This is a genomic window from Ruminobacter sp. RM87 (genome assembly GCF_000701925.1).
Classification (GTDB): Bacteria; Pseudomonadota; Gammaproteobacteria; order Enterobacterales; family Succinivibrionaceae; genus Ruminobacter; species Ruminobacter amylophilus.
Window position 1 is genome coordinate 24,795 of record NZ_JNKD01000022.1, and the last position, 24,103, is coordinate 48,897.

Here is a 24,103-nt window from a genome sequence, read left to right on the forward strand (position 1 = left end):
TTACTGAGGTGTAAGTATCCGGTACAGCTGATAATCGTGTTTTATGTGACCGGTCCTGTATTGCTGGGGATTGTATTCTGACGGTATACGTGTCGAGATAATCTTTTATAATTGGCCCTGTCGGAAGTATGAAAATCAGAATATGATTACGATGATTCTGTAAGTAAATGTGATATATCCAGCTCCTTCAGATCTTCTGTATGGCAGTGCAGAGGCAGAAAACTCGGCACCTTGGTATCGAGTGAAATTCACATCGAAGTAAGTTCATCTGCGGGGATAGAATATGGCAAGTGTATTGGATTCAGTGAATCAGCTGACACAGATAGTTGGTCAGAACCGACTGGAGCTGCTGTTGTTTTCGCTTGCCGGCAGAACAGAAAAATTCGGGGTAAATGTATTCAAGGTTCGTGAAGTTCTGCTGTGTCCAAAATTAACGTCAATGCCAAAACTGCATCAGTCGGTTGTAGGTGTTTCATATATCAGAGGTCAGACCATTTCGGTCATCGATTTAAGTTATGCCATAGGCGGAAAGCGAACTCAGGATATTGACAGAAGCTATGTTATCGTGGCCGAATTCAGCAGATCCGTTCAGGGGTTCCTGGTAAGCGGTGTTGAAAGAATCGTCAATATCAACTGGGACAAGGTAATGCCTCCGCCTCAGGGAATGGGAAAAAATAACTATCTGACAGCTATAACTGAAATAGACGGCGGTATTGTGGAAATACTGGATCTTGAGAAGATTCTTGATGTTATCTGTCCTAATGATATGGAAGTAAGCAAGGAGCTTATTGAAGAGTCTGTTTCTCACAATGAAAAGCAGCAGCAGATAGCTGAGGAAAGCGGGGAAGAACCGATTAAACGCAAGATTCTGATAGCTGATGACTCTACCGTTGCCCGTAAGCAGGTTGAGAAGACCGTGACTTCCCTTGGTTACGAGGTTATTAAAGCCAAGAATGGTCTTGAAGCATATAACATCCTTAAGGAATATGCTGCCAAAGGTCCTCTGACAGACCAGATCGGTCTTATAGTATCTGATATCGAAATGCCTGAAATGGATGGGTATACATTGAGTGCCAAGATTAGAAGTGAACCTGAACTGGCAAAGATAAAAGTTATTCTGCACACATCACTGAGCGGTGTGTTTAATCAGTCTCTGGTAAAAAAGGTCGGGGCTGATAATTTTGTGGCTAAATACAAGCCTGATGAGCTGGCAAAAGCCATAAAGGATCTTATGGTTGTTTACGACAGATAGCAGTTCTGAACTGCAGTTTTCATAAGATTTTGCAGCTGGGTTAAATAATAATTTGAAGAAGCCCGCGTTAAAAAGTTTGGTTACAGGAATTATGGAAGATGAATATCTGGGAATAACGCAGAAAAACTATGCTTTGTTCTGTGATTTCCTGAAAAACAACAGTGGAGTTGATTTAAAAAGCAATCGGGCTTATCTGGTAAACAGCAGACTGAGTCCATTGATTGATGCTTTCGGCTGCAAAAATCTGAATGAGTTTATAAGCAAGATACTCATTTCAAATGATGCACAGATGAAGAAATCAGTAATTGAAGCCATGGTGACCCATGAATCCAAGTGGTTCCGTGACGGATATCCTTTTGAGTTCTTACTTCAGAACATTATTCCAAGCGTCAAAGATAAGTCAAAAGACGTAAAAATCTGGTGTGCCGGATGTTCCAGGGGACAGGAACCGTATTCAATAGCCATGTCCATTCTTTCAAACTGCATCAGTTTGAGAGGTCTGCCTGTCAGCAGAATACGTATTTTTGCAACAGATCTGTCCATGGCTGTGCTGAATTTTGCGAGAGAAGGCGTTTATAGTGCCACGGATCTGTCAAGGGGACTGGATGATCGTTACATAAAGTCTTTCTTTATTCCCGTTGATCATTCCTGCACTCAATACAGAATTTCAGATGAAGTCAAGTCAATGGTCAGTTTCAGACATCATAATCTGGTGAACACGGAAAACAGGCCGTTTCTTGGAAAATGTGATGCAATTTTCTGCAGAAACGTAATGATCTATTTTGACAGTGAAACAAAGATTAAAGTACTGAATCATCTGAAAGGAAGCCTGAAAACTGGCGGATATCTGATTCTTGGAAGTTCCGAGTTTATTCCGGAAGAAGTGTCTGATATGGATATGCGGCGTTTCAGTAACGGAGTTGTTTACCAGAAAGTTACCTAAACGGAACGGGGAAAAGCCTTCAAGACTTTTCCCTGTTGTGCTCTTATGAATACAGGTCACAATGACAGTCTACTTTTCTGTTTTCTGAGAACTGTTTCCGGCTTTTTCAGATTTAGGTGCAACCTTAATCATGGCGGCCTGATTCATTAGGTCTGTCAGATATTTAATCTGTTTCTGATCTTTGGCTATACGTCGTACATAGAAATATATGCTGTGTGATACATTTGATATGGCTTCAATCTTTTCCGGATCGTTGTAACTGTCGGAAGTAATAAGATTTTCAGTCAGTCCTGAAGGCAGATCCATAAAGTATGTAACGTATTTGCCGTCCGGAGTATCACAGCTGACGGCATACCCCTGAGTATTATCCGGAAGAGCTTCACATTCCTCTAATGAACTGAGTTCTTTGGCAAATTTTTCGGGGGGCAGTTTTTCATTAGCTAACATCATAACAGTCAGTATTTCATAGTCTTCACATCTGTATCTGGAAGATGTCCCGTCAGATGTATAGCTTATCAGGTTGCACTCCTGCGGAAGTCTGACTTCAACATTCTTTCGTTCTTTTTTCTGATGTTCCATAAGTTCTGCATCATTACTGGTGATTTGATTACCTTCGCCTTGATTCAGCAACTTATTTGCCGCTTCCTTATCAAAAGCCTGTGCGGTGTTGAATGAGCATAGCAGGGTTGCTCCTGCAAGTATTGCACCTATAAAACCGTAGTTCATAAAAACCTCATATAGTCCCGTAAATAAAAACAACAGGATAAGTATGACTCAGGTAACCGTGTTCGGTTAACTGTCCCTGCAAGTATAACATTAAATCACGGTATTGTGATTTACTCAGAGAATGATGTTGTGAAGTGGTATTCGCTCCTATGCTTCTGATTGCTTCAAGATACGACTTGATATTACTGTGTTTATCCGTAAAAGTGTGTTTACTGACGTTTATATTGCTTCCAAGTATTTTTTTAGCAGCCGTACAGACGTGTTCAAAGTCTGTGAACTGATAGGTTCTGTCTCCTGCTCCGATATTTTTCAGTGCGGAACGAAGTTCAGGCAGGGTACCGCAGAGAGGTAAAGACAGGGCAACGGTCTGGTATTCCCTGTATTTTTTAATTCCAGTTATCTGATTTAAAACGGTGGTGATGTTGCACCACTGCATTGCCAGTGAGGAGAATATGAAATCATAGGTGTATCCTGTAATCTTGGGAACGGACTGCAGCTGTTCCATGTCGGCTACAAAAGATTCGGTTCCGGGGATATTCAATTTTAAGGCTTCTTCCACCATCACAGGTGACAGATCCGCACCAACAACATATTCCGCATACTGTTTCAGTTCAGAATAATTTACGCCGGGACCGCATCCTAAATCAAGGCATCTCTTAAAAAGATAATTACTGCCGGAATCAGTGTTTTTTTGAGTGTTGGAAACACAGTTGACGGTATCATTTAATAATTTCAGGGCAATTTCCTTCTGAATTACAGCATGTCTTGAATACTGAGATGCACCGTGGTCAAAGTGCTTGATAACCAGTTCTTTCATTATTGAGAAATTTCTCCAAGTGCTTCGGTCAGTCTCACAATATCCTCTTCCATGTGGGCGGCTGTTATGGTTATACGCAGTCTGGCAGTGCCCTTAGGTACCGTAGGAGGTCTGATGGCGCCACAGAGGATGCCTTGATTTCTGAGTCTTTCGTTTACGGCAATGAGTCTGCTGTTGTCTCCTATAATTACCGGCTGGATGGATGAAGAAGACTCAAGAAGTTCGGCACTGATGTGATTTTCATGAAATCTTCTGCGGAAAAAATCCGTCATTTCGGAAAGATGTTTTCTAAGCTCATTACCTTTAGGACCGGTGATTATTTCGAGGGATTTTATCAGTGCGTGAGCGATAAAGGCAGGGGCTGCGGTTGAATAGATATATTCACGCCCCGTGTTAATCAGGTAGTCAATAAAATCCCTGTCCGAAGCTACAAATGCCCCGCTGAGTCCGCATGCTTTGCTCAGGGTTCCCATATACACATCTATATCCTTCATTGATATTCCCTGATGCTCAGGGGTTCCGCGACCGTGCTGTCCGAGTACTCCGAAACCGTGTGCGTCATCCAGTACCAGAGTGGAAGCATATTTTCTGGATAGTGTTACGAGCTGTTTGAGATTTGCCATATCACCGTCCATGCTGAAAACCCCCTCGGTAAAAATAATCGAATTGGGGTTCTTTTCCAGCATGGCCTCGGCATGCTTCATGTCGTTGTGACGGTATCTCTGGAATTTTTCTGCTGAAAAGACGGCATCCTGCATGGAGGCATGAACCAGCCGGTCAAGAATCATATTTGTTTTGAGACTGATGCCGGCCTTAATCAGAGTCTGATTGGCGGCAAACCCAGTGTTAAACAGAATTACAGCTTCCTTGCCGGTAATCTCCTTAAGATATTCTTCAAGCTCATGATGGGCTCTGGTGTGTCCCGTAACCACGGCACTGGCTCCGGTACCGGCCCCGTACAGTCTGATGCCCTCATTCAGGGCTTCGCAGATTTCAGGCATGGTACTGAGCCCCAGGTAGTCGTTTCCTGCAAAATTTAGGTACTGTTTCCCGCTGATACTGATGGTGGCTGATGTACGTTTATCAACGGTAATAAGTTCCCTGTGCAGCCTGTTTTCCTTCAGTCTGCTGAGATTTTGGACCAGGACCTGACTCAGAACACGGTTTGCAGACATGCTATTCTTCCTCTAATTTGAAGCATTTATGGTCTGAATGGCCGGTATGCAGCGCTTTGAAAATGGCAATTCTGTCATCATGAGGAGTACTGTTTTCAGTGTTAAGAGTGGTTTTAATTCCCAGTTTGTGCATGAGGTATTCATCAGAATCCATTTCCGCATTAGGTGTGGTCAGAAGCTTGCATCCATAGAAAATTGAGTTTGCTCCGGCCATGAAGCACAGAGCCTGTGCTTCCGTACTGAGACTGCTTCTTCCTGCTGACATTCGTACATGGGATGTAGGCATTATGATTCTGGCTACGGCTATCATTTTGATGAAATCAATAGGGGCAACATCATCCGAATTTTCAAGAGGAGTTCCTTTTACCTTGACCAGAAGATTGATGGGTACTGATTCCGGGTGGGGATTTAGATTGGCCAGTGATTTCAGAAAACTGGCTCTGTCTCTCAGACTTTCTCCCATGCCGACTATGCCTCCGCAGCATATCTTGATGCCTGCACTGCGAATGTGTTCCAGAGTTTTCAGTCTGTCATTAAATGTTCTGGTGGTTATTATCTTGTCGTAGAATTCCGGACTGGTGTCAATGTTATGGTTGTAATAGTCAAGACCTGCTTCCTTCAGCTCCTTTGCCTGTTCAGGAGTGAGCATCCCCAGAGTCATGCAGGTTTCAAGTCCCATGCCTTTTACGGTTCTGATGATTTCCTTGAGATACGGCATGTCACTGTCTTTAGGGTTTCTCCATGCTGCGCCCATGCAGAAACGCGTAGCTCCGCTGTCCAGTGCCATCTGAGCTCTTGTTTTGATGGTGTCGAGATCAAGAAGTTTTTCCTTTTCAACTCCTGTATTGTGATGTGCACTTTGAGGACAGTATTTACAGTCTTCAGGGCAGCTGCCGGTCTTTATGGAAAGAAGAGAACTTATCTGAACCTCATTTGCCGGAAAATTTTCACGGTGAATCTGCTGGGCTCTGAATACCAGATCCAGAAAAGGAGTATTAAACAAATCCAGTATTTCTTCAGTTGTCCAGTCGTATCTCAGCTCGGTCATGGTTTCTCCTGTTTAATGTACAGCGGTATTATCAGTGCCTGTTTAATTTTTTTTACAAGATAGTATACTGTTAAGCAAAATTCAATACTTATGTATAACAAGTGATTAAATTATGAACAACATAAACAGTAATGATGAAAAAGAACTGAAAGAGTTCGACGAGAACCATGTATGGCATCCGTATACATCACTGAACAGTCCGATACCAACCTATCATGTAGTAAGTGCCGAAGGATGTCTGCTCCGGCTTGATGACGGCAGGGAGCTTATAGACGGAATGTCGAGCTGGTGGGCATGCTGTCACGGATACGGAAATCAGCATCTGATTGACTGCATAACGGATCAGCTAAACAGACTGTCTCATGTCATGTTTGCTGGATTCAGACATGATCCTGCCACTGTTCTATGCAAAAGACTGACATCCATGCTGCCGGAGGGACTTGATTATGTATTTCTTGCTGACAGCGGATCCGTAGCCGTGGAGATTGCCCTGAAAATGGCTATTCAGTATCAGTCGGCAAAGCATCCTGAAAGAACCAGATTTCTGACTGTACGAGGCGGTTATCACGGAGATACCATGGCCGCAATGTCGGTTACCGATCCTGGAAGCGGATTCAGTTCCGAGTATCAGAGCTATATTCCGAAACAGTATTTTATTGAGAGACCGGCGATATCCTTTCATGATGAATGGAATGATTCAGCCATTGAGCCGCTGGCTCTGTTTCTGAAGGAACATCATCAGGAGACTGCCGCATTTATTCTGGAGCCGGTAATGCAGGGAGCAGGAGGAATGTATTTTTATCATCCTCAGTATCTTGTAAAGGCGAGAGAACTGTGTGACAGGTACGATATAGTCATGATATGTGATGAAATAGCCACAGGATTCGGCAGAACAGGAAAAATGTTTGCCTGCAACCATGCGGGGATTGTACCTGATATCATGACTCTCGGTAAGGGGCTTACGGGGGGAATGATGACTCTCAGTGCCGTAGCGGTTACGGCCAAAATCCGCGACGGAATAAGCGCGTCTCCTGCAAAGGTTCTGATGCACGGACCTACATTCATGGCTAATCCTCTGGCTTGTGCTGCAGCGAACGGCAGTCTTGATCTGCTTTTATCCGGGGACGTATGTGCAAGGACTGTACACATAGAGAAGCTTCTTTATGACGGACTGAAAGAGCTGACGGCATGTAAACGGGTGGTTAAGGATGTAAGATCACTGGGTGCCTGCGGAGTGGTGGAACTCAACCGACCTGTTGATACCGTCAGAATGCAGAAATTCTTTGTAGACAGGGGAGTTTGGCTCAGACCTTTCGGCAATATCATATATATATATCCTCCGTTCATTATAAGCGATGAACAGCTTGAGGCTTGTATGAAGGCCGTAAGGGAGCTTGTGCATATTCTGGAAAGAGACGGAGAGTACTGATACGCCGTTTCATATTAGGGGGAATAAAAGAAGGGAATGCGATTTTTTCATGGCATTCCCTTATTATTTATCAGCTTAGAAAAACCGGTTGCTGCAGTTCAGCATGACCGGATTCTAAGATGATGACGGATAAATTACTTAAGCTGAGATTCAATATTGGCAACAATTTCAGCAAGAGGCAGCTTAACCTTTTCATCACTGGTTCTGCTTTCGTATTCAGCCATGCCGTCGGCAAGAGATTTTTCACCGAGAATGATTGAATGAGGAACACCGATGAGCTTCATATCCGCGAACATTACACCAGGACGTTCTCCGCGGTCGTCAAGAATAACTTCGTATCCCTTTGCGGTAAGTTCTTGATAGAGTCTGTCGGCTTCCTTTCTCACTACTTCACTCTTGTTGTAGTTGATTGGGATAATGGCAATCTGGAACGGAGCCATGGATGCCGGCCATACAATCCCCTTGTCGTCATGGTTCTGTTCAATGGCGGCTGCGATTACGCGGGTAACACCGATGCCGTAGCATCCCATTTCCATAGGAATATTCTGACCTGCTTCATTAAGAACGGTACAGTTCATGGCCTGTGAGTACTTGGTTCCAAGTTCAAATACCTGACCTACTTCGATACCATGCTTAAGTATCAGGGTTCCCTTGCCGTCTGGGCTTGGGTCACCTTCAACAACGCAGCGGAGATCCTGAACCTCATAGTTCTGAACATCGCGATCCCAGTTAACGCCTCCTAAGTGGAAGCCGTCTTCATTGGCACCGCAGTAGAAATCACTGCATACGTTGGCGGTTCTGTCAACGATGATACGGCCTTTGAAACCTACAGGTCCGAGTGAGCCTGGTGCGGCACCGAAGGCATTTTTGATTTCTTCGTCTGAAGCCATGGTGAGAGGTTTGGCAATGCCAGGAACCTTTTCAGCCTTAACTTCGTTTAATTCGTGATCGCCGCGAAGAACAAGTAGAACAAGTTCCTTTTCTCCGGTTTCCTGATTGAATCCGTGAACAACCAGTGACTTGCATAATTCCTTTTCACTTACGTTAAGGAATTTTGCAACTTCTTCGATAGTCTTGGCATTCGGAGTGCTGATCTTTTCCAAGACCTTTGACGGAGCCTTTCTGCTTTCTGCTGGAGCAACAGCTTCAGCCATTTCAATGTTGGCTGCATAATCTGATTCGGTTGAGAAGGCGATGATGTCTTCACCGGCATCGGCAAGAACCTGGAATTCATGTGAGTGACTGCCGCCGATTGAACCGGTATCGGCTTCAACAGGACGATAGGTGAGTCCCAGTCTGTCGAAAATGCGGCAGTAGGTATCATACATGAGTTCGTAGGTTTCTCTTAAACTTTCCTTGTTCAGATGGAATGAGTAGGAGTCCTTCATTACGAATTCACGACCTCTCATTACGCCGAATCTTGGTCTTACTTCATCTCTGAACTTGGTCTGAATCTGATACATGTTGATTGGTAACTGCTTGTAGCTCTTGATTTCGTAACGTGACAGCCAGGTTACCACTTCTTCATGAGTAGGACCGAGAACAAAGTTGTTGTCCTTGCGGTCGTTGAAACGGCACAGTTCAGGACCGTAATGTTCCCAGCGGCCTGATTCCTGCCATAACTCAGCTGGCTGAACAACAGGCATATTGATTTCCAAAGCTCCGGACTTATCCATTTCTTCTCTGATGATGTTCTGTACCTTCTGGAGAACTCTCTGACCTGTAGGTAACCAAATGTATAAACCTGAAGCCAACTGTCTGATTAAACCTGCTCTGAGCATCAGCTGATGGCTGGCAATGGATGCTTCTGCAGGAGTTTCCTTAAGAGTAGATAATAAAAATTTGCTTGTGCGCATTTTTTTGAATGTCCTGGACTAAATCTAAAATAACTGTTTGGACAGACTTTTTCCCGATAAAAAGCTAACCGGGGCTGTAGGTACCGAATAAATCCGCAGCATCCGCCGTGGCCGGCTGAAGTCTGTAAAATCGGTGATTATTTTATCAAAAAAAGTGTTGATACAGAAATAAATCTGACAAATGTATTTATTGTTTAACCGTACTTATATAAATTGTTGACAGGATAAAATGTGATATATAGCAAATTTTGATTCTTTATGATAAAATTTACAGGATTTTATTGACTGAAACCATGCTTATCCGTGTTGTGATGTCTTTTGTCGTCATAATATAATTAACATGGAGACACAGGGTTTTGCTACCGTATACATAGTAGGAAAAAGAAATGGCACTGTTTCTGTACACACTGATGATTTTTGGACTTTTTTTTCTGTTGGGAGCTGTGGGATACATTTTTCAGAAGAAGGTTATCAACGGTTCATGCGGCGGTCTGGCAAATGTAGGTGTGGAAAAGGTGTGCAGCTGTGAAAAACCTTGTTTCAAGAGAAGAATCAGAAACAAGATTGCCGAACTCAAAGGCGATAAAAAGCAGGATTGATTTATTCGGTTCGTCAGAAGACCGATGTAAAGAATGTGCAGGATGCGCATTTTCAGGCACTAATGAATAATAGAAAAATTATTATCAGAGGATGTATGAAAAAAAATAATTTTATAAAGAATATTTTGCTGACGGCAATGTTTTCAACAGCTCTTGCCGGATGTGATTTTGCTAGTGCTCCAAAGGATGAGATTCATGCTGACGGCAAGACCATGGGTACTTTTTTCAGTATAACCGTGGTCGGTGATTATCCGGGCGGTCAGAAAGGGCTTGATAAGGACGCTGATGAAGTTCTTCGTAAAATCAATAAAGAAATATCTACATTTGACAAGGACAGTCTTTTATCCAAATTTAATAATTCAAAGAGTACAGCTCAGTTCCGCATAACTCAGGATATGGCGGACATTCTTATTGAAAGTCTGAGAGTCGGAAACGATCTCGACGGGGCAACTGATATAACTGTAGGACCGCTGGTGAATCTCTGGGGATTCGGTCCGAAGAAGGTTGAACAGCAGGACAGAATCCCTACTGACGAGGAAATCAGTGCAGCTAGGGCCAATATCGGACTGGACAAGCTCCATGTGGAAATCAGCAAGAATGCGGCTTATGTAAGAAAGGATAATCCGGATATATACGTTGATTTATCCACCGTCGGTGAAGGATACGGCGCTGACAAGCTTGCCGAACTTCTGGATCGCAAAGGTGTTCAGAATTACATGGTGTCTGTAGCCGGCGCAATCAGAACCAAGGGCGTCAACAATCGTGGCAAAGACTGGGTTATTGCAATCGAGGACCCTAGCAATGAGCATGCGGTAGGCAGAAACGTGATTGTACCTGTATGCACCAAGGGGCAGGCAATTTCAACAGCCGGAAGCTACAGAAACTACATTTCCTCCAAAGACGGAAAGACATTTTCACATATCATAGATCCTGCAACCGGAAAGCCTGTTGACCACAAGACTGTGTCAGTAACAGTTGTTGGGCCTACTGCACTGTGGACAGATGCGGTTGATACCGGTCTGATGGTTAAGGGCGGTGAAGAAGCATTAAGGTATGCCAATGAACGCAATATCGCGATTTATGTGGTTACCAGAAATGCAAAAGATGACGGATTTGAAACTCACTACAGTCGTGCAATGCACAGATATCTGGAATGTGAATAAAAATCTTTACTGAACTGACTGGCCCGGAACTGTGTTTCGGGCTTTCTTTTTGGAAAATAAAAAAGAAAGAGGAGAAAATGAATTTTCTCCTCTTTCTGCATTTAAACTTGATACAAGCTATCGAACTCAGCAGTTAAATTACTTCTGTTCTTCGTAACGCTTGATAGAAGCTTCGATTTCCTTGATAGCTGCAGCCTTGTTGTCCCAACCGTCTACACGAACCCACTTGCCGGCTTCGAGTTCCTTGTAGTGTTCGAAGAAGTGCTTGATCTGGCCCTTGAGTAATTCTGGAAGATCATCAACATCCTTGATGTTTTCGTAAAGCTTGGTAAGCTTGCTGTGTGGAACAGCGATGATCTTGGTATCTTCACCTGATTCGTCGGTCATCTTGAGCATAGCTACAGGACGGCAACGGATTACAGAACCAGGAAGTAATGGGTATGGAGTTGGAATTAAAACATCAATTGGGTCGCCGTCAAGAGACAGAGAGTGATTGATGAAACCGTAGTTGCATGGATAGAACATTGGGGTGGCCATGAAACGGTCTACAAATACAGCACCTGAAGCCTTGTCAACTTCGTACTTGATTGGGTCTGCATTCTGTGGAATTTCAATAACTGCGTAAAGATCTTCAGGTAATTCCTTACCTGCTGGAATATTGTCTAAAATCATTGTTTAAGTTCCTTAGATGTGTTATCCGAAAATTGGCAATATTATATTAGATATTGCTATATTTTTCACTATGTTTGTATTGTTTGATTCTTTTAAAAACGGGAAAAAATCCTGTTTAATCTTATGGTGTGAGATTAGGCTTAAGTTCTGAGTCTGAGTTCAGTAAATGTTTAGGTATTTACGGCTGTTGTGCTATATTATGCCATTGGTTGTTTTAAAGTATTTTATTTTTTAAGTACAGAAATATTTGGCCGGTTAATGTATGTCCGGTCTGATCTTCGTTCTGCGGGAGAAGTTTAATGCACGTCCATATTTTAGGTATTTGCGGAACCTTCATGGGAGGAATTGCCGTAATAGCCAAACAGTTAGGTTACAGGGTTACCGGTTCTGATGCCAATGTTTATCCTCCTATGAGTACCATGCTGCAGGAACAGGGAATTGAAATAATGGAAGGCTACGGGCCTGAACAGCTGCAGCCGGCACCAGATCTGATTATTGTCGGTAACGCCATGAAAAGAGGTATTCCTTGCGTGGAATACATGCTTAACGAGGGACTCCCGTATATTTCAGGTCCTCAGTGGCTTGAAAATTACGTTCTTAACACCAAAAAGGTTATAGGTGTGGCTGGAACTCACGGTAAAACGTCAACTTCAAGCATGGTTGCCTGGATTCTGGAATATGCAGGTCTCAACCCTAGTTTCCTTATCGGTGGTGTAACCGGTAATTTCGGTATTTCCGCAAGAGTTACGGATTCTCCGTTCTTCGTGATTGAATCCGATGAATATGACTGCGCCTTCTTTGATAAGCGTTCAAAGTTTGTTCACTACAGACCTTTTGTGCAGATTTTAAATAATCTGGAATACGACCATGCCGATATTTTTGAAAATATCGATGCCATCAAAAAGCAGTTCCATCATCTGGTAAGAATCATTCCCGGAAAAGGAGAGATTGTTGCTCCGTATGGTGACAAGGCCATTGATGATGTCCTTAAAATGGGCTGCTGGTCAAATCTTGTTTATACCGGTAAAGAAGGTGCTGAGCTAAGCTACAGACTTATAAACACTGACGGCAGTTCCTTTGAAGTTCTGGATAAGAGCGGAACTTCACTGGGAACAGTTGAATGGGAATCTATCGGTATCCACAACGTGTTGAATGCACTAATGGCCATAGAAGCCGCAAAATATGTCGGTGTTGCGTATGAAACGGCAATCAGAGGGCTCTGCGATTTCAGAATGCCTAAGCGTCGTATGGAACTCAAGGGGGTGGTTAATGACATTGCCGTGTATGATGACTTTGCCCACCATCCTACCGCCATAAAGACCACTCTGGACGGCTTAAGAAAGAAGGTTGGAGCCGACAAGCGCATTATTGCTGTATTCGAACCTCGTTCAAATACCATGAAGATGGGAGTTAATCATGAGCAGCTTGCGGATTCGCTGGCTATAGCCGATGAGATATACATGTATGCTCCAGACGGTCTCAAGTGGAATACAGATGAACTGGCTGACGGCCATAAGTTTAACGTGTGCCATGATTTTGAAGCCATGGTTAAGGCCATAACGGCTTCGGCTCAGCCCGGTAATGTTATTCTTGTCATGAGTAACGGCGGTTTCGGTGGAATTCAGAACAGACTGCTTGCCGAACTTGCTGAAAAACAGAAAGCAGGTTAAAAGCACTTATCGCCCTCCATTGTCATAATGATGGGTGATATTTAAAAATAACAATAAAAAAACGGGAGGTTTTCAGACCTCCCGTTTTCGTGTCATGAATTATGACTTATTAGGCTTCAAACATTGCAGAGATTGATTCTTCGTTAGAAATACGACGAATAGCTTCAGCAAGCATTGGAGATAAGGTGAGAACGCGAACCTTACCGGTAGCCTTCATTTCTTCAGTCAGAGGGATTGAGTCAGTTACGATAACTTCATCAAGGCTTGATTCAGAAATGTTCTTTAAAGCTGGACCTGATAATACAGGGTGGGTAGCATAGGCAAATACTCTCTTTGCGCCACGCTTCTTTAATGCGTCAGAAGCCTTGCAGAGAGTACCACCGGTATCAATCATGTCGTCAACGATGATACAGTCACGGCCTTCAACGTCACCGATGAGGTGCATAACTTCAGATACGTTTGGACGTGGACGACGCTTGTCGATGATGGCGATATCAGTATCGTCGAGAAGCTTAGCGATAGCACGGGCACGAACAACACCGCCGATATCCGGAGAAACAACTACAGGATTTTCGAAGTTGTGGTTCTTCATGTCTTCAATGAGAATAGGGCTGCCGAAACAGTTGTCTACAGGAACATCAAAGAAGCCCTGAATCTGTTCAGCATGAAGATCAACGGTAAGAACACGGTCAACACCAACACTTGATAAAAGATCTGCAACAACCTTTGCAGTGATAGGTACACGTGCAGAACGTAAACGGCGATCCTGTCTTGCATAACCGAAGTATGGAACAACTGCGGTAATACGACCTGCAGAAGCACGGCGCATAGCATCGATCATAACGATGAGTTCCATAAGATTATCGTTGGTAGGAGCACAGGTGGACTGGATAATGAAAATATCACCGCCACGTACGTTTTCGTTAATCTGAACACAAATTTCGCCATCGCTGAAACGACCTACTTTAGCATCGCCAAGCTTGGTGAATAACTTTTCTGCTATCTTTTGAGCAAGATCCGGAGTACCGTTTCCTGCAAATATCTTCATGTCTGGCACGATATCAACCTCTGTGGTTTAAAGTTTTTGATTTGAACGGCTGTAGCTGTCGGCAGCTTCTTTTAAAGGTGAAACGTTAACCGCCTTTGCCACAAAGCCTCTCATATCATTTGGTATGTTCTCGAAAGCCGCCAAAGCCGCTTTCTCATCTTCAAAACAGGCAAAACAGGAAGCTCCTGTACCTGTCATCCTCGACGGAGCGTATTGTAACAGCCATGAGAGCGTTTTGGCAACCTTTGGATAATATTTTTTAACCAGTTTTTCGCAATCGTTGCGTGTATTTTCAAAGCAAACGTCGGCAGGGCATAGCTTCGGAGTGTTTCTAGGCAGTTCAGGATGGTTGAATATTTCTGCCGTGGATACGCTGGTGTCGGTCGGAGTAGCGATCAGATAGTATTTTTCTTCAATATTTACTGGGGTCAGTATTTCTCCGACACCTTCGGCAAAAGCGGATCTTCCCCTTACAAAAACAGGTACGTCAGCTCCGAGTTTACGGCCTAGAGTTGCCAGAGTGTCTTCATCAAGTCCCAGTTTGAAAATCAGATTAAGAGCTACCAGAGCCGTTGCCGCATTGCTTGAACCTCCTCCAAGTCCACCGCCCATCGGAATGTTCTTGTTTATGTGTATGTCCGCTCCGAATTCTCTTCCTGTGTATTCTTTAAGGATTCGTGTGGCCTTGAATACAATATTGCTTTCCGCCGGGAATCCCAGGTCCGGAGTTATTGTTATGGCGTTGTCATCACGGGGAGTAATGTCAAGGGTGTCACCTTTGTCAAAAAGGACAAATATTGACTGCAATTCATGGTAACCGTCCTGACGGCGACCGTTGATGTGTAAAAAAAGATTAATTTTAGCCGGAGATGGCCAGGATGTTATATTTCCCATTTGTTAACCGCTATCCTTAAAAGAAAATTGTTTCCCTTAATATCTATTTTTTTAGGAAGAAGTATACCGTTAACTTCCATGTAGTTTTTGTAGTTTACGGTAAATTCGCTGAATTCTATGCTTTCGATGGTGCCGTCATCGCGATAGTGTGCCGGATTGTTTCCCGGAATACCGGTTACGATATCCGGAAGACTGTCGCACGGAATATGGAAGCCTGTGAGATTATATACAAGTTCTTCGGCATTACTTCCTGTATGAATATTTCCCTTGTCATCAGTGATTTCAGTAAGAGAGGTGGTTTTTCTGATTTTCAGCAGAGTCGTACCGGTGATGCCTGAAACGTAGATGGTGTAGTCAGGTCTGCTTACGGAAATGTTCAGCAGGGTGCTGGTCTTGACCTTTTCATCGAAAATTCCCAGTTTCCCGCTGACCGCATAATCTTTTTTTGCTGCCAGATATTCTTCGCGGAAAGTCTGCTGTTCAGGTGTCAGAGTGGCGGTACATGCGGAGGTTATGACTGCTATGGAAACCGCCAGGGGAAGTACAACCACTGATTTGATATTGGAAAGTATGCTCATATGTTTTCTGATAAATGTTAACTTATGTTGTTTCAATACGATTTATTATAAAGCAGAAGGGGAACTGTTTTGGATTATTTGCGGAAAATTTAATGATAAATTTCTGTAGGATTCTGATTGTCTGAAAGTATTTCTGAAATTTTTTCTGAAAGTCTTTCGTTGTTTTGATAAAAAAACTCCGAATTTTCTGAAAAATCCGGAGTTTCAATCAATACACTATTTCACTAGATATCTGTTAGAGAGATGAAGTGAAGGTACGTGAAATTACGTCGTCCTGCTGTTCCTTGGTTAAGGAGTTGAAGCGTACAGCGTAACCAGATACACGAATGGTGAGCATTGGGTACTTTTCTGGGTTCTGCTGAGCATCAATCAGGGTTTCACGGTTAAGAACGTTAACGTTCAGGTGCTGACCGCCTTCGTGGTTAGCATCGTGGTGGAAGTAACCGTCAAGCAGACCGATTAAGTTAGCATTCTGCTGATTGCTTTCCTTACCTAATGCAGCTGGAACAATTGAGAAGGTATATGAAATACCGTCCTTAGCATAGGTGAATGGAAGCTTAGCAACAGAAGATAATGAAGCAACTGCACCCTTAACGTCACGGCCGTGCATTGGGTTTGCACCAGGACCGAATGGCTTACCACCGATACGACCGCAAGGAGTATCACCGGTCTTCTTACCGTATACTACGTTAGAAGTAATGGTTAAGATTGACTGAGTTGGTAAAGCGTTTCTGTAGGTTACGCGGCTCTTGATCTTCTTCATGAAGCGTTCAACGAGGTCACAGGCAATGCTGTCTACGCGATCATCGTTGTTACCATACTTAGGGAAGTCGCCTTCAATTTCGAACTTGGTAGCTACGTTGTCAGCGTCACGGATAGCCTTAACCTTTGCATACTTGATAGCTGACAGAGAGTCTGCAGCTACTGATAAGCCGGCAATACCGCAAGCCATGGTACGGAATACGTCACGGTCGTGGAGAGCCATCTGAATTGCTTCATAAGCATACTTATCGTGCATGTAGTGAATGATGTTAAGAGCGGTTACGTACTGGGTTGCTAACCAATCCATAAAGTGGTCAACACGGCTCATTACATCATCAAAGTCGAGGTATTCACCAGCTGGGATATCGGTCTTAGGACCAACCTGCATGTGAACGCCGTTTTCGTCTACGAGACGTTCATCCTTACCGCCGTTGATGGAGTAAAGAAGGGTCTTGGCGAGGTTAGCACGAGCACCGAAGAACTGCATTCTCTTACCAACAACCATTGGTGATACACAACATGCAATTGCGTAGTCATCGCTTTCGAAGTCTGGACGCATTAAGTCATCGTTTTCGTACTGAATTGATGAAGTATCGATAGATACCTTGGCACAGAACTTCTTCCAAGCAGCTGGAAGCTTTTCAGACCAGAGGATGGTCATGTTAGGTTCTGGTGAAGTACCCATGTTGTATAAGGTGTGGAGGTAACGGAAACAGGTTCTGGTTACCAGGGTACGGCCATCAAGCCCCATACCGCCTAAAGATTCGGTAGCCCAAATTGGGTCGCCAGAGAATAATGAATCGTATTCTGGAGTACGGAGGAAGCGAACCATACGGAGCTTCATGATCATATGGTCAACAAGTTCCTGAGCTTCAGATTCGGTTAAGATACCTCTCTTGATATCACGTTCAATGTAGATATCGTGGAAGGTAGCGGTACGGCCGTATGACATAGCGGCACCGTTCTGAGACTTAACAGCAGCGAGGTAACCGAAGTAGGTAGCCTGTAAAGCTTCCTTTGCAGTCTTAGCTGGGCCAGAAATATCACAGCCGTAAGAAGCTGCCATCTGCTTTAACTGACCTAAAGCCTTGTACTGATCATTGATTTCTTCACGAGCACGGATTACGTCTTCGAGTTCTCTTTCATCCTTTGGATGTTCAAGCTGAGCCTGATAAGAATTGTACTGCTTGAACTTGTCCTTCATCAGTGCGTCAACACCGTAAAGAGCGATACGACGGTAGTCACCGATGATACGGCCACGACCGTAAGCATCAGGAAGACCGGTTAATACTGCACTCTTTCTACAGTTTCTGATATCAGGAGTGTAAACGTCGAATACACCCTGGTTGTGAGTCTTACGGTATTCAGTGAAGATCTTTTCAACTTCTTTGTTGAATGGCTTGTTGTAGGTTTCACATGAAGTCTTGATCATGCGAATACCACCGAAAGGCATGATAGCTCTCTTGAGAGGAGCATCAGTCTGGAGACCAACGATCTTTTCGAGATCCTTGTTGATGTAGCCAGGCTTGTGGGAAGTGATGGTTGATGGAGTGTCTGGATCGAAATCTACAGGAGCGTGAGTCTTGTTTTCGATCTTGATGCCTTCCATTACTGAATTCCAAAGAGTCTTGGTAGCTTCAGTAGCTGGAGCAAGGAATGATTCATCACCTTCATATGGGGTGTAGTTAGTCTGAATAAAATCGCGGGTATCGATTGATTCCTGCCAAGCACCTGGTTGGAAGCCTTCCCAAGCTACTTTCTGAAGCTCATTTAATTCTGCCATTTTCATTACCTCTGTTTGGTTTTAGGTAGTTTAATAAACGCTTTATGCCTTTTTGTGGCTAGCGCGACAATTTGCATACCAGTTAAATACGCCAATCATGAGGCCACCGCCTATGATGTTGCCGATTGTCACCGGTATTAGATTCTTAACAATAAAGTTTATTATTGTTAAATCGGCATACTTATCGGCGGTTTGTCCGATGGTCTGCCAGAATTCATTTCCTGCATAGTTTACCACACTTATGCCTGCAGGGATCATAAACATGTTAGCAATACTGTGTTCAAAACCTGAAGCAACAAACATTCCAACAGGGAGAATCATTGCCAAAATCTTATCGGTAAGTGTTTTTCCTGCAAAACCGAGCCATACTGCACCGCATACCATGATGTTACAGAAAATACCCATGGACATGGCTTCTGTAAATCCTATCCAGTAGCTTTCGCCGGGATGCATGTGACTTACCTTGTGAAGGGCAGTGTTAAGAATGATACGACCCCATTCACCGTTAAAACCGTTGTACTGTCTTGCAAGCATCATCAGAAGAACAATCAGAAGTCCGCCGATAAGATTGCCGAAGTATACTACACACCAGTTTTTCAGAACCGTTTTCCATGTCACTAACTTGGCAGATTTTGCAACTAAAGTTAATGTTGATGAGGTAAAAAGCTCACATCCCATCAGTACACAGAAAATGAGTCCCAGAGAGAAGCACAGACCTCCAACAAGTTTACCGTGACCGTCTGCGAGAGCTGTAGTGTAGAACATGAATGCCAGAGCGATGAAGGCTCCTGCATTTATAGACATAAGAAGACATTTCAAAAATGGCTTGGTTGCCTTGTGTTCTGTTATGTTTTCAGCAGCTTTTGCTGTTTCTTCAGCTGACAGACAGCATGTTGTAGGTATTTTGACTGGTTCCATAATCTCGTTTCTTTGGTTAAATTATAATTAAGTAAAAACCCAATAATTTTGAACTGGATCACATTTATCTGTAAAATACTTTTGTAATTAATTTACATAATTAAAGGTTTTTATGTAATTTTGTTTGTATTTTAATCAGTTTTCTGAAAGTTTTTATCAGATTGTCGTGTTTAGGATTTCTTTCGATATCCAGACGTATTAAATTCATTAATTCAGTCTGAGTGTCAGCACTGATAACCCTGTCGGCAAGCTGCTGTGTTGCATTATCGCAGAAAATTTTAATAAATCTAGTGGCATTTTTATTTGAATAGCCTTTTTCGTCTTCCAGGAAAAGTCTGAGGTGCATAATTAAGCATACGGAATACAGAAGCGAACTTTCATTTACGTAAGGAGAGTTCATAAAATGTTCGGCCAGATCTATGGCTTTATCGTATATGAGCTGTCCAGGATCCTCCTGAGTATCGTCTTCACATTCCTCAATGTTTTCATGGACGAGATTGTACAGGTCAATCATGCTTTCCAGTGAATAGAGGTTAAGACCTGCGTACTGATTGCCGTTTTCCACCAGGTGGAGAACGTCAGACAGTTTTCCTGCAGTATCGGCATCAGGATAGTCAGGCAGACTCAAGTCATCAGGTGAAAGCTGTTTGAAGCTGCGGGCGATTGACGGATCGTTTAGTTCATCCTCGTTTTCGCGTCCATCGAAAATATAGACTTCGGAAAGATTTGGAATAATCAGTCTGTATGCGTACAGATCCTTGTAGCTGGCATCGTAACACCACACCTTTTTGTCAAGCTTGCGGGCAATGTTTAAAAGGTATTTGTATTCTTCTTCGGTTGTACCGTTGTCTAGAGACCAGTCGGTAAATTTGAATTTACTTTCATGAGTGAAGAAACTAGGATGAACTTCTCCGGAACCGTCAATGAAATTGCCGATGAAATTGAGAGAATCCCTGAAGTGGTACTCTTCCTGCTCAGCCTGCTCGGAAATGTCCTCGCCGGCAAGTGCTGAAAGGCTGCTGAACATTTCTTCCTGATTGTTCCAGGTAAGTGTTTTTCCGTCTGATGCCTGTTCTGAACAGTCCTGTTCATCACCGTCATTTGCGTATTCATCTTCGGAACCGGTACAGTCTTCCTCCTGATATGTATCGGAAGATTTGTATTTCAGAACACTGTCACTGTATTTTCTGCTGTTGTCAGTGAAATCGTGGTTTATGTAAGGTTTAAGACTGAAGTTTACGTAATCAAGGTTATTCCATTCCACACCCTGCATGAGTTCCGTGAGGGTTCTTTCAAGCGCTATTTTCATGTTTGGATGTGCACCGATGGAAATTTTGTATTTAACTGAATTCACCGGCTGGGCACACACTGCAACAACCGGGAACACGCCACCGAGTGAGGCGTCATAACAGGTGACCCTGATGTTGTGTTTGGAGAATTCATTAAGAGTCTCCGTTATTTCAGGATACTTTCTGCTGATGAATTCTTCAGGAATCACCGGAAGGGCTCTTATATTGGTGTTTGCAAGAGTCTTGCTGTAACTTTCCGGAATGTAACCGAACAGGAAACGTCTTACGAATCTTTCGTAGATTTCGGAAAGCCCCTGAACCTTTGCTTCTTCAGGTGTGTTGCCTGCACACATGCCATTTGTGCAGAAGCATGATTCCAGATACCTTAACGGAAAATAAGCCTTTTCATCCGGAAAATGCTCATTGGTCATGGGAACGGCGCAGATGCCTTTCTGGGTATCTGATGTCGCATAATCGGTCAGAGGTCTGAGGGCCATCCAGCCTATTTCATCAATAAGTTTTTTGGAGAACAGATTGTTTTTCAGAAAAAAGTCGGAAACCTCCTTTTTTCTGCGGGAGCTGAAAACTTCCATTTTGTCCAGACGCAGACGGTTGTTTTTATCCATGTAGCTGTCCGGGTATTTTACCCAGATTTCGTCATGGTAACGGTTGAAAGGAAGATCGTCTGAGGCGTTCCCCATGTAGTAGGAGTCAAAGAATGACTGATTAAGCAGTCTTTCCGCCATTTCTCCCAGTGCTGATGCAATGGAGGCTTTTTCACTTATGCCCTTTCCGTTGGTGTGTATGAGAGAAGGATTGTTTCTGTCGACCAGTTCGCAGGAATAAAGATTGATTCCGGGATTCAGTTTGGTGGTGAATTCAAGATCAAGTCCAAGTTCCGTAAGTTCCTTGGTGAATAAATCAATAGTCTGTTCTATTTCTCTGTCTTTACCGGCAAGAAAAGTCATGAATGAAAAGTCCTCAGGGGGTGGATAATTAATTTATTTATGCGGGGCATTTTATCATAATTGATACCCAGTGATGAAAGTTGTGATAAATTTGTTCCGGGCTGCTAATCCTGTTCTAATGCTTCAACAACGTTTTCTGGTATCCGGATTGAAAAGTGTATGAAGGAGGACAGTCGGTTTTTTACTAAAATATTTTCTGATTTGTTATGATGACTTACGAAAAAAAATAACAGATCCGGATTTTTAAGGTTTTGTCATGCGTGAAAAGTTAAAGAAATATGCGGTACAGGCATTAATTGTGCTTCTTCTGCTGATTGTATACGTCGGTATCAGAATTTTTGTCTTTCCTCTTCTGGGATTCGGAAAGGACGGGGATTTGAAGACGGAACTTGATATTGCTGACGGAACACTCCCTTTTACAATGGAAGGGGCAGGGTTCACGTTTGAGAGGATTACTTATGATGATGCCCTGAACGTGACTTTTCACGTGGGATTCACTCTTGAAAAACTTAATAATCATTTTGATGATGAGACTCTTAGAAAGGCTTTTAAAGAAAACAGACTCAATAACGTGTTTTGCGGAATGAAGATCGTCAGGGCTGTTTATGAACAGGATGGTACAGTGACAGCCAGGGTTCACGGCATAGGTCATGACGAATCCGTGTCAGTTCCTCTTGAATGTACCAAACAGGCAACTAAGTAAATCAGACATTCGTTGAGATATACAGTCTGCCGTCAGCTGTTTGAATACCGCTTATAACGGCAGACTTCAAGCCTGTTGGAAAAACACGCAATAATATCTTGAACAACCTCTATTTTTTGTTATGAGGATTTTATCTTTTTTGATATAATTGTCGCCAAATTTTTGATTTGATAATCAAATGCCGGCAGAAGCTGTCGGTAATTTCAGAATTTTATAATTATTTAGGTGTAATTAAATATGAAGAAAGTTGGTTTTATTGGCTGGCGTGGCATGGTTGGCTCAGTATTAATGGGCCGTATGGAAGAAGAAAATGACTTCGCTAATATCGATCCAGTATTTTTCACTACCTCTCAGGCTGGCCAGAAGGCTCCTGTATTCGGCGGTAAGGATGCTGGTGTTTTATTAGACGCAAATGACGTTGATGCTTTAAGCTCAATGGATATCATTGTTACCTGTCAGGGTGGCGACTACACCAAGAGCATGTATGACAAGCTCATGGCTACCGGCTGGAAGGGATACTGGATTGATGCTGCTTCTACCCTGAGAATGAAGGACAATGCAGTTATCATCCTCGATCCGGTAAACAGAGCTGTTATTGATGAATCTCTCAACAAGGGAATCAAAACCTACGTTGGCGGTAACTGTACTGTAAGCTTAATGTTAATGGGCTTAGGCGGTTTATTCCAGAATGACTGCGTAGAATGGATTCAGTCTTCTACCTACCAGGCTGCTTCTGGTGCAGGTGCCAAGAACATGCGTGAATTATTATCTCAGATGGGTGTATTACACGCTTCTGTTGCTGAAGAATTAAAGAATCCTGCATCTGCTATCCTGGATATCGAAAAGAAGGTTCGTGATACCATGAGAGCAGACAGCTTCCCAACCAAGGAATTCCTCGTTCCATTAGCTGGTTCTTTAATCCCATGGATTGATGTTCAGCTCGAAAACGGTCAGAGCAAGGAAGAATGGAAGGGTATGGCTGAAACCAATAAGATTTTAGGTCTTGCTCCAGCTACCATTCCTGTAGATGGCAACTGTGTACGTATCAGTTCATTACGTTGTCACAGCCAGTCATTCTTAATCAAGCTTAAGAAGGACGTTAGCATTGAAAACATTCATGAAATGTTAAAGAACCACAACCAGTGGGCTAAGGTAATTCCTAATAATAAGGAAGAAACCATTCATGAATTAACTCCAGCCAAGGTTACCGGTACTTTAAGTGTTCCAGTTGGTCGTATCCGTGAAACCAACTTCGGTAAGGGCTATGTTTCTGCATTCTCAGTAGGTGACCAGTTATTATGGGGTGCTGCTGAACCTTTACGTCGTATGCTTAACATTCTCGTTAAGTAATACGTAAGCAGTCAGAACCTGACTGATAAGTTAAAACCCGTCGGATTTCATCATTCGACGGGTTTCTCTTATTAATAGTGTTGTAACCGGAGGTAGTGATGAATTGTTACGGTTTAGTTCATTTGTAAGCGTGTACGCAACAAGGGTTATTCATTTTTCAAAAACAACGCTTTAAGATGTCACCGTATTTTACGGAGATAATCTTATGACTAAAACACATCCAAGGCATCAGCTGTGGCTGAATCAGTATTATGAACAGCAGAGCAGCGGTCTAAGCACCACTAGGTGGACTTCAGAACAGGGAATATCGTATAAGACTTATTTGAAAAGAATCAGCAGATTGAGAGAACTCGGTCTTATCAGTGGTGGTTCCGGTAAATGTAAAGAGCCGTCAGCTGATGATACCACTGAAAGCAGTTCATTTTTCATGATTGAAGTGCCTCCGGCTACGAATGTTCAT

The 24,103-nt window shown here is 43.2% G+C and carries 21 protein-coding genes; 9 read left to right on the forward strand and 12 right to left on the reverse strand.

Annotated features, from left to right (window positions below; translation table 11 throughout):
• Nucleotides 1-283 precede the first annotated feature (283 nt).
• Both T489_RS0106005 and T489_RS0106010 read left to right on the forward strand, forming a co-directional pair.
• Complete coding sequence (locus T489_RS0106005) at nucleotides 284-1,252, forward strand: chemotaxis protein (RefSeq protein WP_031579156.1); 969 nt, start codon at nucleotides 284-286, stop codon at nucleotides 1,250-1,252.
• 91 nt (nucleotides 1,253-1,343) lie between these two features.
• Nucleotides 1,344-2,195: a CheR family methyltransferase gene (locus T489_RS0106010; RefSeq protein ID WP_037318935.1), complete on the forward strand. Its 852-nt coding sequence runs from the start codon at nucleotides 1,344-1,346 to the stop codon at nucleotides 2,193-2,195.
• Between the two features lie 69 nt (nucleotides 2,196-2,264).
• Here the strand turns inward: T489_RS0106010 and T489_RS0106015 are convergent, their stop codons facing one another.
• Genes T489_RS0106015 through bioB form a run of 4 tightly spaced genes read right to left on the reverse strand, consistent with a single transcriptional unit; the run spans nucleotide 2,265 to nucleotide 5,961 of the window.
• A complete protein-coding gene (locus T489_RS0106015; RefSeq protein ID WP_031579159.1) occupies nucleotides 2,265-2,921 on the reverse strand; it encodes a hypothetical protein in 657 nt (218 codons plus the stop codon).
• Between the two features lie 7 nt (nucleotides 2,922-2,928).
• On the reverse strand, nucleotides 2,929-3,738 hold the full coding sequence (locus T489_RS0106020) for a methyltransferase domain-containing protein (RefSeq protein WP_031579161.1): 810 nt from the start codon (nucleotides 3,736-3,738) through the stop codon (nucleotides 2,929-2,931).
• Nucleotides 3,738-4,913, reverse strand: coding sequence for an aminotransferase class I/II-fold pyridoxal phosphate-dependent enzyme (locus T489_RS0106025; protein WP_037318938.1), 1,176 nt, complete (start codon nucleotides 4,911-4,913; stop codon nucleotides 3,738-3,740). The genes T489_RS0106020 and T489_RS0106025 overlap by 1 nt, the downstream gene beginning before the upstream one ends.
• A gap of 1 nt (nucleotide 4,914) precedes the next feature.
• A complete protein-coding gene (bioB, locus tag T489_RS0106030; protein WP_031579163.1) occupies nucleotides 4,915-5,961 on the reverse strand; it encodes a biotin synthase BioB in 1,047 nt (348 codons plus the stop codon).
• A gap of 112 nt (nucleotides 5,962-6,073) precedes the next feature.
• Here bioB and bioA point away from each other — a divergent pair, with 112 nt between their 5' ends.
• Entirely contained in the window at nucleotides 6,074-7,390 is a 1,317-nt protein-coding gene (gene bioA, locus T489_RS0106035) for an adenosylmethionine--8-amino-7-oxononanoate transaminase (RefSeq protein WP_051621840.1), read from the forward strand.
• 134 nt (nucleotides 7,391-7,524) lie between these two features.
• Here bioA and T489_RS0106040 read toward each other — a convergent pair whose 3' ends face one another.
• Nucleotides 7,525-9,246: a proline--tRNA ligase gene (locus T489_RS0106040; protein ID WP_031579166.1), complete on the reverse strand. Its 1,722-nt coding sequence runs from the start codon at nucleotides 9,244-9,246 to the stop codon at nucleotides 7,525-7,527.
• 386 nt (nucleotides 9,247-9,632) lie between these two features.
• Here T489_RS0106040 and nqrM point away from each other — a divergent pair, with 386 nt between their 5' ends.
• Nucleotides 9,633-9,845, forward strand: coding sequence for a (Na+)-NQR maturation NqrM (gene nqrM, locus T489_RS0106045; protein WP_031579167.1), 213 nt, complete (start codon nucleotides 9,633-9,635; stop codon nucleotides 9,843-9,845).
• Between the two features lie 95 nt (nucleotides 9,846-9,940).
• Nucleotides 9,941-11,008 (forward strand): FAD:protein FMN transferase, encoded by a 1,068-nt coding sequence (locus T489_RS0106050; RefSeq protein ID WP_084155425.1) that lies wholly within the window; start codon nucleotides 9,941-9,943, stop codon nucleotides 11,006-11,008.
• Nucleotides 11,009-11,146: 138 nt separating this feature from the next.
• Here the strand turns inward: T489_RS0106050 and ppa are convergent, their stop codons facing one another.
• The gene (gene ppa / locus T489_RS0106055; RefSeq protein ID WP_031579169.1) at nucleotides 11,147-11,680 is read right to left on the reverse strand and encodes an inorganic diphosphatase; all 534 of its coding nucleotides are present in this window, start codon (nucleotides 11,678-11,680) and stop codon (nucleotides 11,147-11,149) included.
• A 299-nt stretch (nucleotides 11,681-11,979) separates the two neighbouring features.
• On the opposite strand from ppa, the gene mpl reads away from it, so the two are divergent.
• Entirely contained in the window at nucleotides 11,980-13,350 is a 1,371-nt protein-coding gene (gene mpl, locus T489_RS0106060; RefSeq protein WP_031579170.1) for a UDP-N-acetylmuramate:L-alanyl-gamma-D-glutamyl-meso-diaminopimelate ligase, read from the forward strand.
• A gap of 109 nt (nucleotides 13,351-13,459) precedes the next feature.
• Here the strand turns inward: mpl and T489_RS14865 are convergent, their stop codons facing one another.
• From T489_RS14865 to T489_RS0106095, 6 genes are all read right to left on the reverse strand, one after another.
• Entirely contained in the window at nucleotides 13,460-14,407 is a 948-nt protein-coding gene (locus tag T489_RS14865) for a ribose-phosphate pyrophosphokinase (RefSeq protein ID WP_031579171.1), read from the reverse strand.
• An 18-nt stretch (nucleotides 14,408-14,425) separates the two neighbouring features.
• A complete protein-coding gene (gene ispE / locus T489_RS14870; RefSeq protein ID WP_031579172.1) occupies nucleotides 14,426-15,292 on the reverse strand; it encodes a 4-(cytidine 5'-diphospho)-2-C-methyl-D-erythritol kinase in 867 nt (288 codons plus the stop codon).
• The gene (lolB, locus tag T489_RS0106075) at nucleotides 15,280-15,870 is read right to left on the reverse strand and encodes a lipoprotein insertase outer membrane protein LolB (protein ID WP_031579173.1); all 591 of its coding nucleotides are present in this window, start codon (nucleotides 15,868-15,870) and stop codon (nucleotides 15,280-15,282) included. The genes ispE and lolB overlap by 13 nt, the downstream gene beginning before the upstream one ends.
• 235 nt (nucleotides 15,871-16,105) lie before the next feature.
• Nucleotides 16,106-18,415 carry a formate C-acetyltransferase gene (gene pflB / locus T489_RS0106085; RefSeq protein WP_031579174.1) on the reverse strand — a complete coding sequence of 770 codons (2,310 nt, stop codon included), beginning with the start codon at nucleotides 18,413-18,415 and terminating at the stop codon, nucleotides 16,106-16,108.
• A gap of 42 nt (nucleotides 18,416-18,457) precedes the next feature.
• Nucleotides 18,458-19,333 (reverse strand): formate transporter FocA, encoded by an 876-nt coding sequence (focA, locus tag T489_RS0106090; protein ID WP_037318943.1) that lies wholly within the window; start codon nucleotides 19,331-19,333, stop codon nucleotides 18,458-18,460.
• A gap of 100 nt (nucleotides 19,334-19,433) precedes the next feature.
• Complete coding sequence (locus T489_RS0106095) at nucleotides 19,434-21,590, reverse strand: YcaO-like family protein (RefSeq protein ID WP_031579176.1); 2,157 nt, start codon at nucleotides 21,588-21,590, stop codon at nucleotides 19,434-19,436.
• A 256-nt stretch (nucleotides 21,591-21,846) separates the two neighbouring features.
• On the opposite strand from T489_RS0106095, the gene T489_RS0106100 reads away from it, so the two are divergent.
• The 3 genes from T489_RS0106100 to T489_RS0106110 form a co-directional block, all read left to right on the forward strand.
• Nucleotides 21,847-22,293, forward strand: a complete 447-nt coding sequence (locus T489_RS0106100) for a hypothetical protein (protein ID WP_031579177.1) — start codon at nucleotides 21,847-21,849, stop codon at nucleotides 22,291-22,293.
• Nucleotides 22,294-22,530: 237 nt separating this feature from the next.
• Nucleotides 22,531-23,643: an aspartate-semialdehyde dehydrogenase gene (asd, locus tag T489_RS0106105; protein ID WP_031579178.1), complete on the forward strand. Its 1,113-nt coding sequence runs from the start codon at nucleotides 22,531-22,533 to the stop codon at nucleotides 23,641-23,643.
• Nucleotides 23,644-23,848: 205 nt separating this feature from the next.
• On the forward strand, nucleotides 23,849-24,103 hold a 255-nt coding region (locus tag T489_RS0106110; protein WP_031579180.1), incomplete at its 3' end, for a hypothetical protein.

Coding starts and splice junctions, on each gene's coding strand:
- mpl (WP_031579170.1), top strand. CDS start 11,980: ATGCACGTCCATATTTTAGGTATTTGCGGAACCTTCATGGGAGGAATT.
- T489_RS0106025 (WP_037318938.1), bottom strand. CDS start 4,913: ATGTCTGCAAACCGTGTTCTGAGTCAGGTCCTGGTCCAAAATCTCAGC.
- T489_RS0106010 (WP_037318935.1), top strand. CDS start 1,344: ATGGAAGATGAATATCTGGGAATAACGCAGAAAAACTATGCTTTGTTC.
- pflB (WP_031579174.1), bottom strand. CDS start 18,415: ATGGCAGAATTAAATGAGCTTCAGAAAGTAGCTTGGGAAGGCTTCCAA.
- asd (WP_031579178.1), top strand. CDS start 22,531: ATGAAGAAAGTTGGTTTTATTGGCTGGCGTGGCATGGTTGGCTCAGTA.
- T489_RS0106050 (WP_084155425.1), top strand. CDS start 9,941: ATGAAAAAAAATAATTTTATAAAGAATATTTTGCTGACGGCAATGTTT.
- T489_RS0106040 (WP_031579166.1), bottom strand. CDS start 9,246: ATGCGCACAAGCAAATTTTTATTATCTACTCTTAAGGAAACTCCTGCA.
- T489_RS0106020 (WP_031579161.1), bottom strand. CDS start 3,738: ATGAAAGAACTGGTTATCAAGCACTTTGACCACGGTGCATCTCAGTAT.
- T489_RS0106100 (WP_031579177.1), top strand. CDS start 21,847: ATGCGTGAAAAGTTAAAGAAATATGCGGTACAGGCATTAATTGTGCTT.
- bioA (WP_051621840.1), top strand. CDS start 6,074: ATGAACAACATAAACAGTAATGATGAAAAAGAACTGAAAGAGTTCGAC.
- lolB (WP_031579173.1), bottom strand. CDS start 15,870: ATGAGCATACTTTCCAATATCAAATCAGTGGTTGTACTTCCCCTGGCG.
- T489_RS0106095 (WP_031579176.1), bottom strand. CDS start 21,590: ATGACTTTTCTTGCCGGTAAAGACAGAGAAATAGAACAGACTATTGAT.
- nqrM (WP_031579167.1), top strand. CDS start 9,633: ATGGCACTGTTTCTGTACACACTGATGATTTTTGGACTTTTTTTTCTG.
- T489_RS0106015 (WP_031579159.1), bottom strand. CDS start 2,921: ATGAACTACGGTTTTATAGGTGCAATACTTGCAGGAGCAACCCTGCTA.
- T489_RS0106005 (WP_031579156.1), top strand. CDS start 284: ATGGCAAGTGTATTGGATTCAGTGAATCAGCTGACACAGATAGTTGGT.
- focA (WP_037318943.1), bottom strand. CDS start 19,333: ATGGAACCAGTCAAAATACCTACAACATGCTGTCTGTCAGCTGAAGAA.
- ispE (WP_031579172.1), bottom strand. CDS start 15,292: ATGGGAAATATAACATCCTGGCCATCTCCGGCTAAAATTAATCTTTTT.
- ppa (WP_031579169.1), bottom strand. CDS start 11,680: ATGATTTTAGACAATATTCCAGCAGGTAAGGAATTACCTGAAGATCTT.
- bioB (WP_031579163.1), bottom strand. CDS start 5,961: ATGACCGAGCTGAGATACGACTGGACAACTGAAGAAATACTGGATTTG.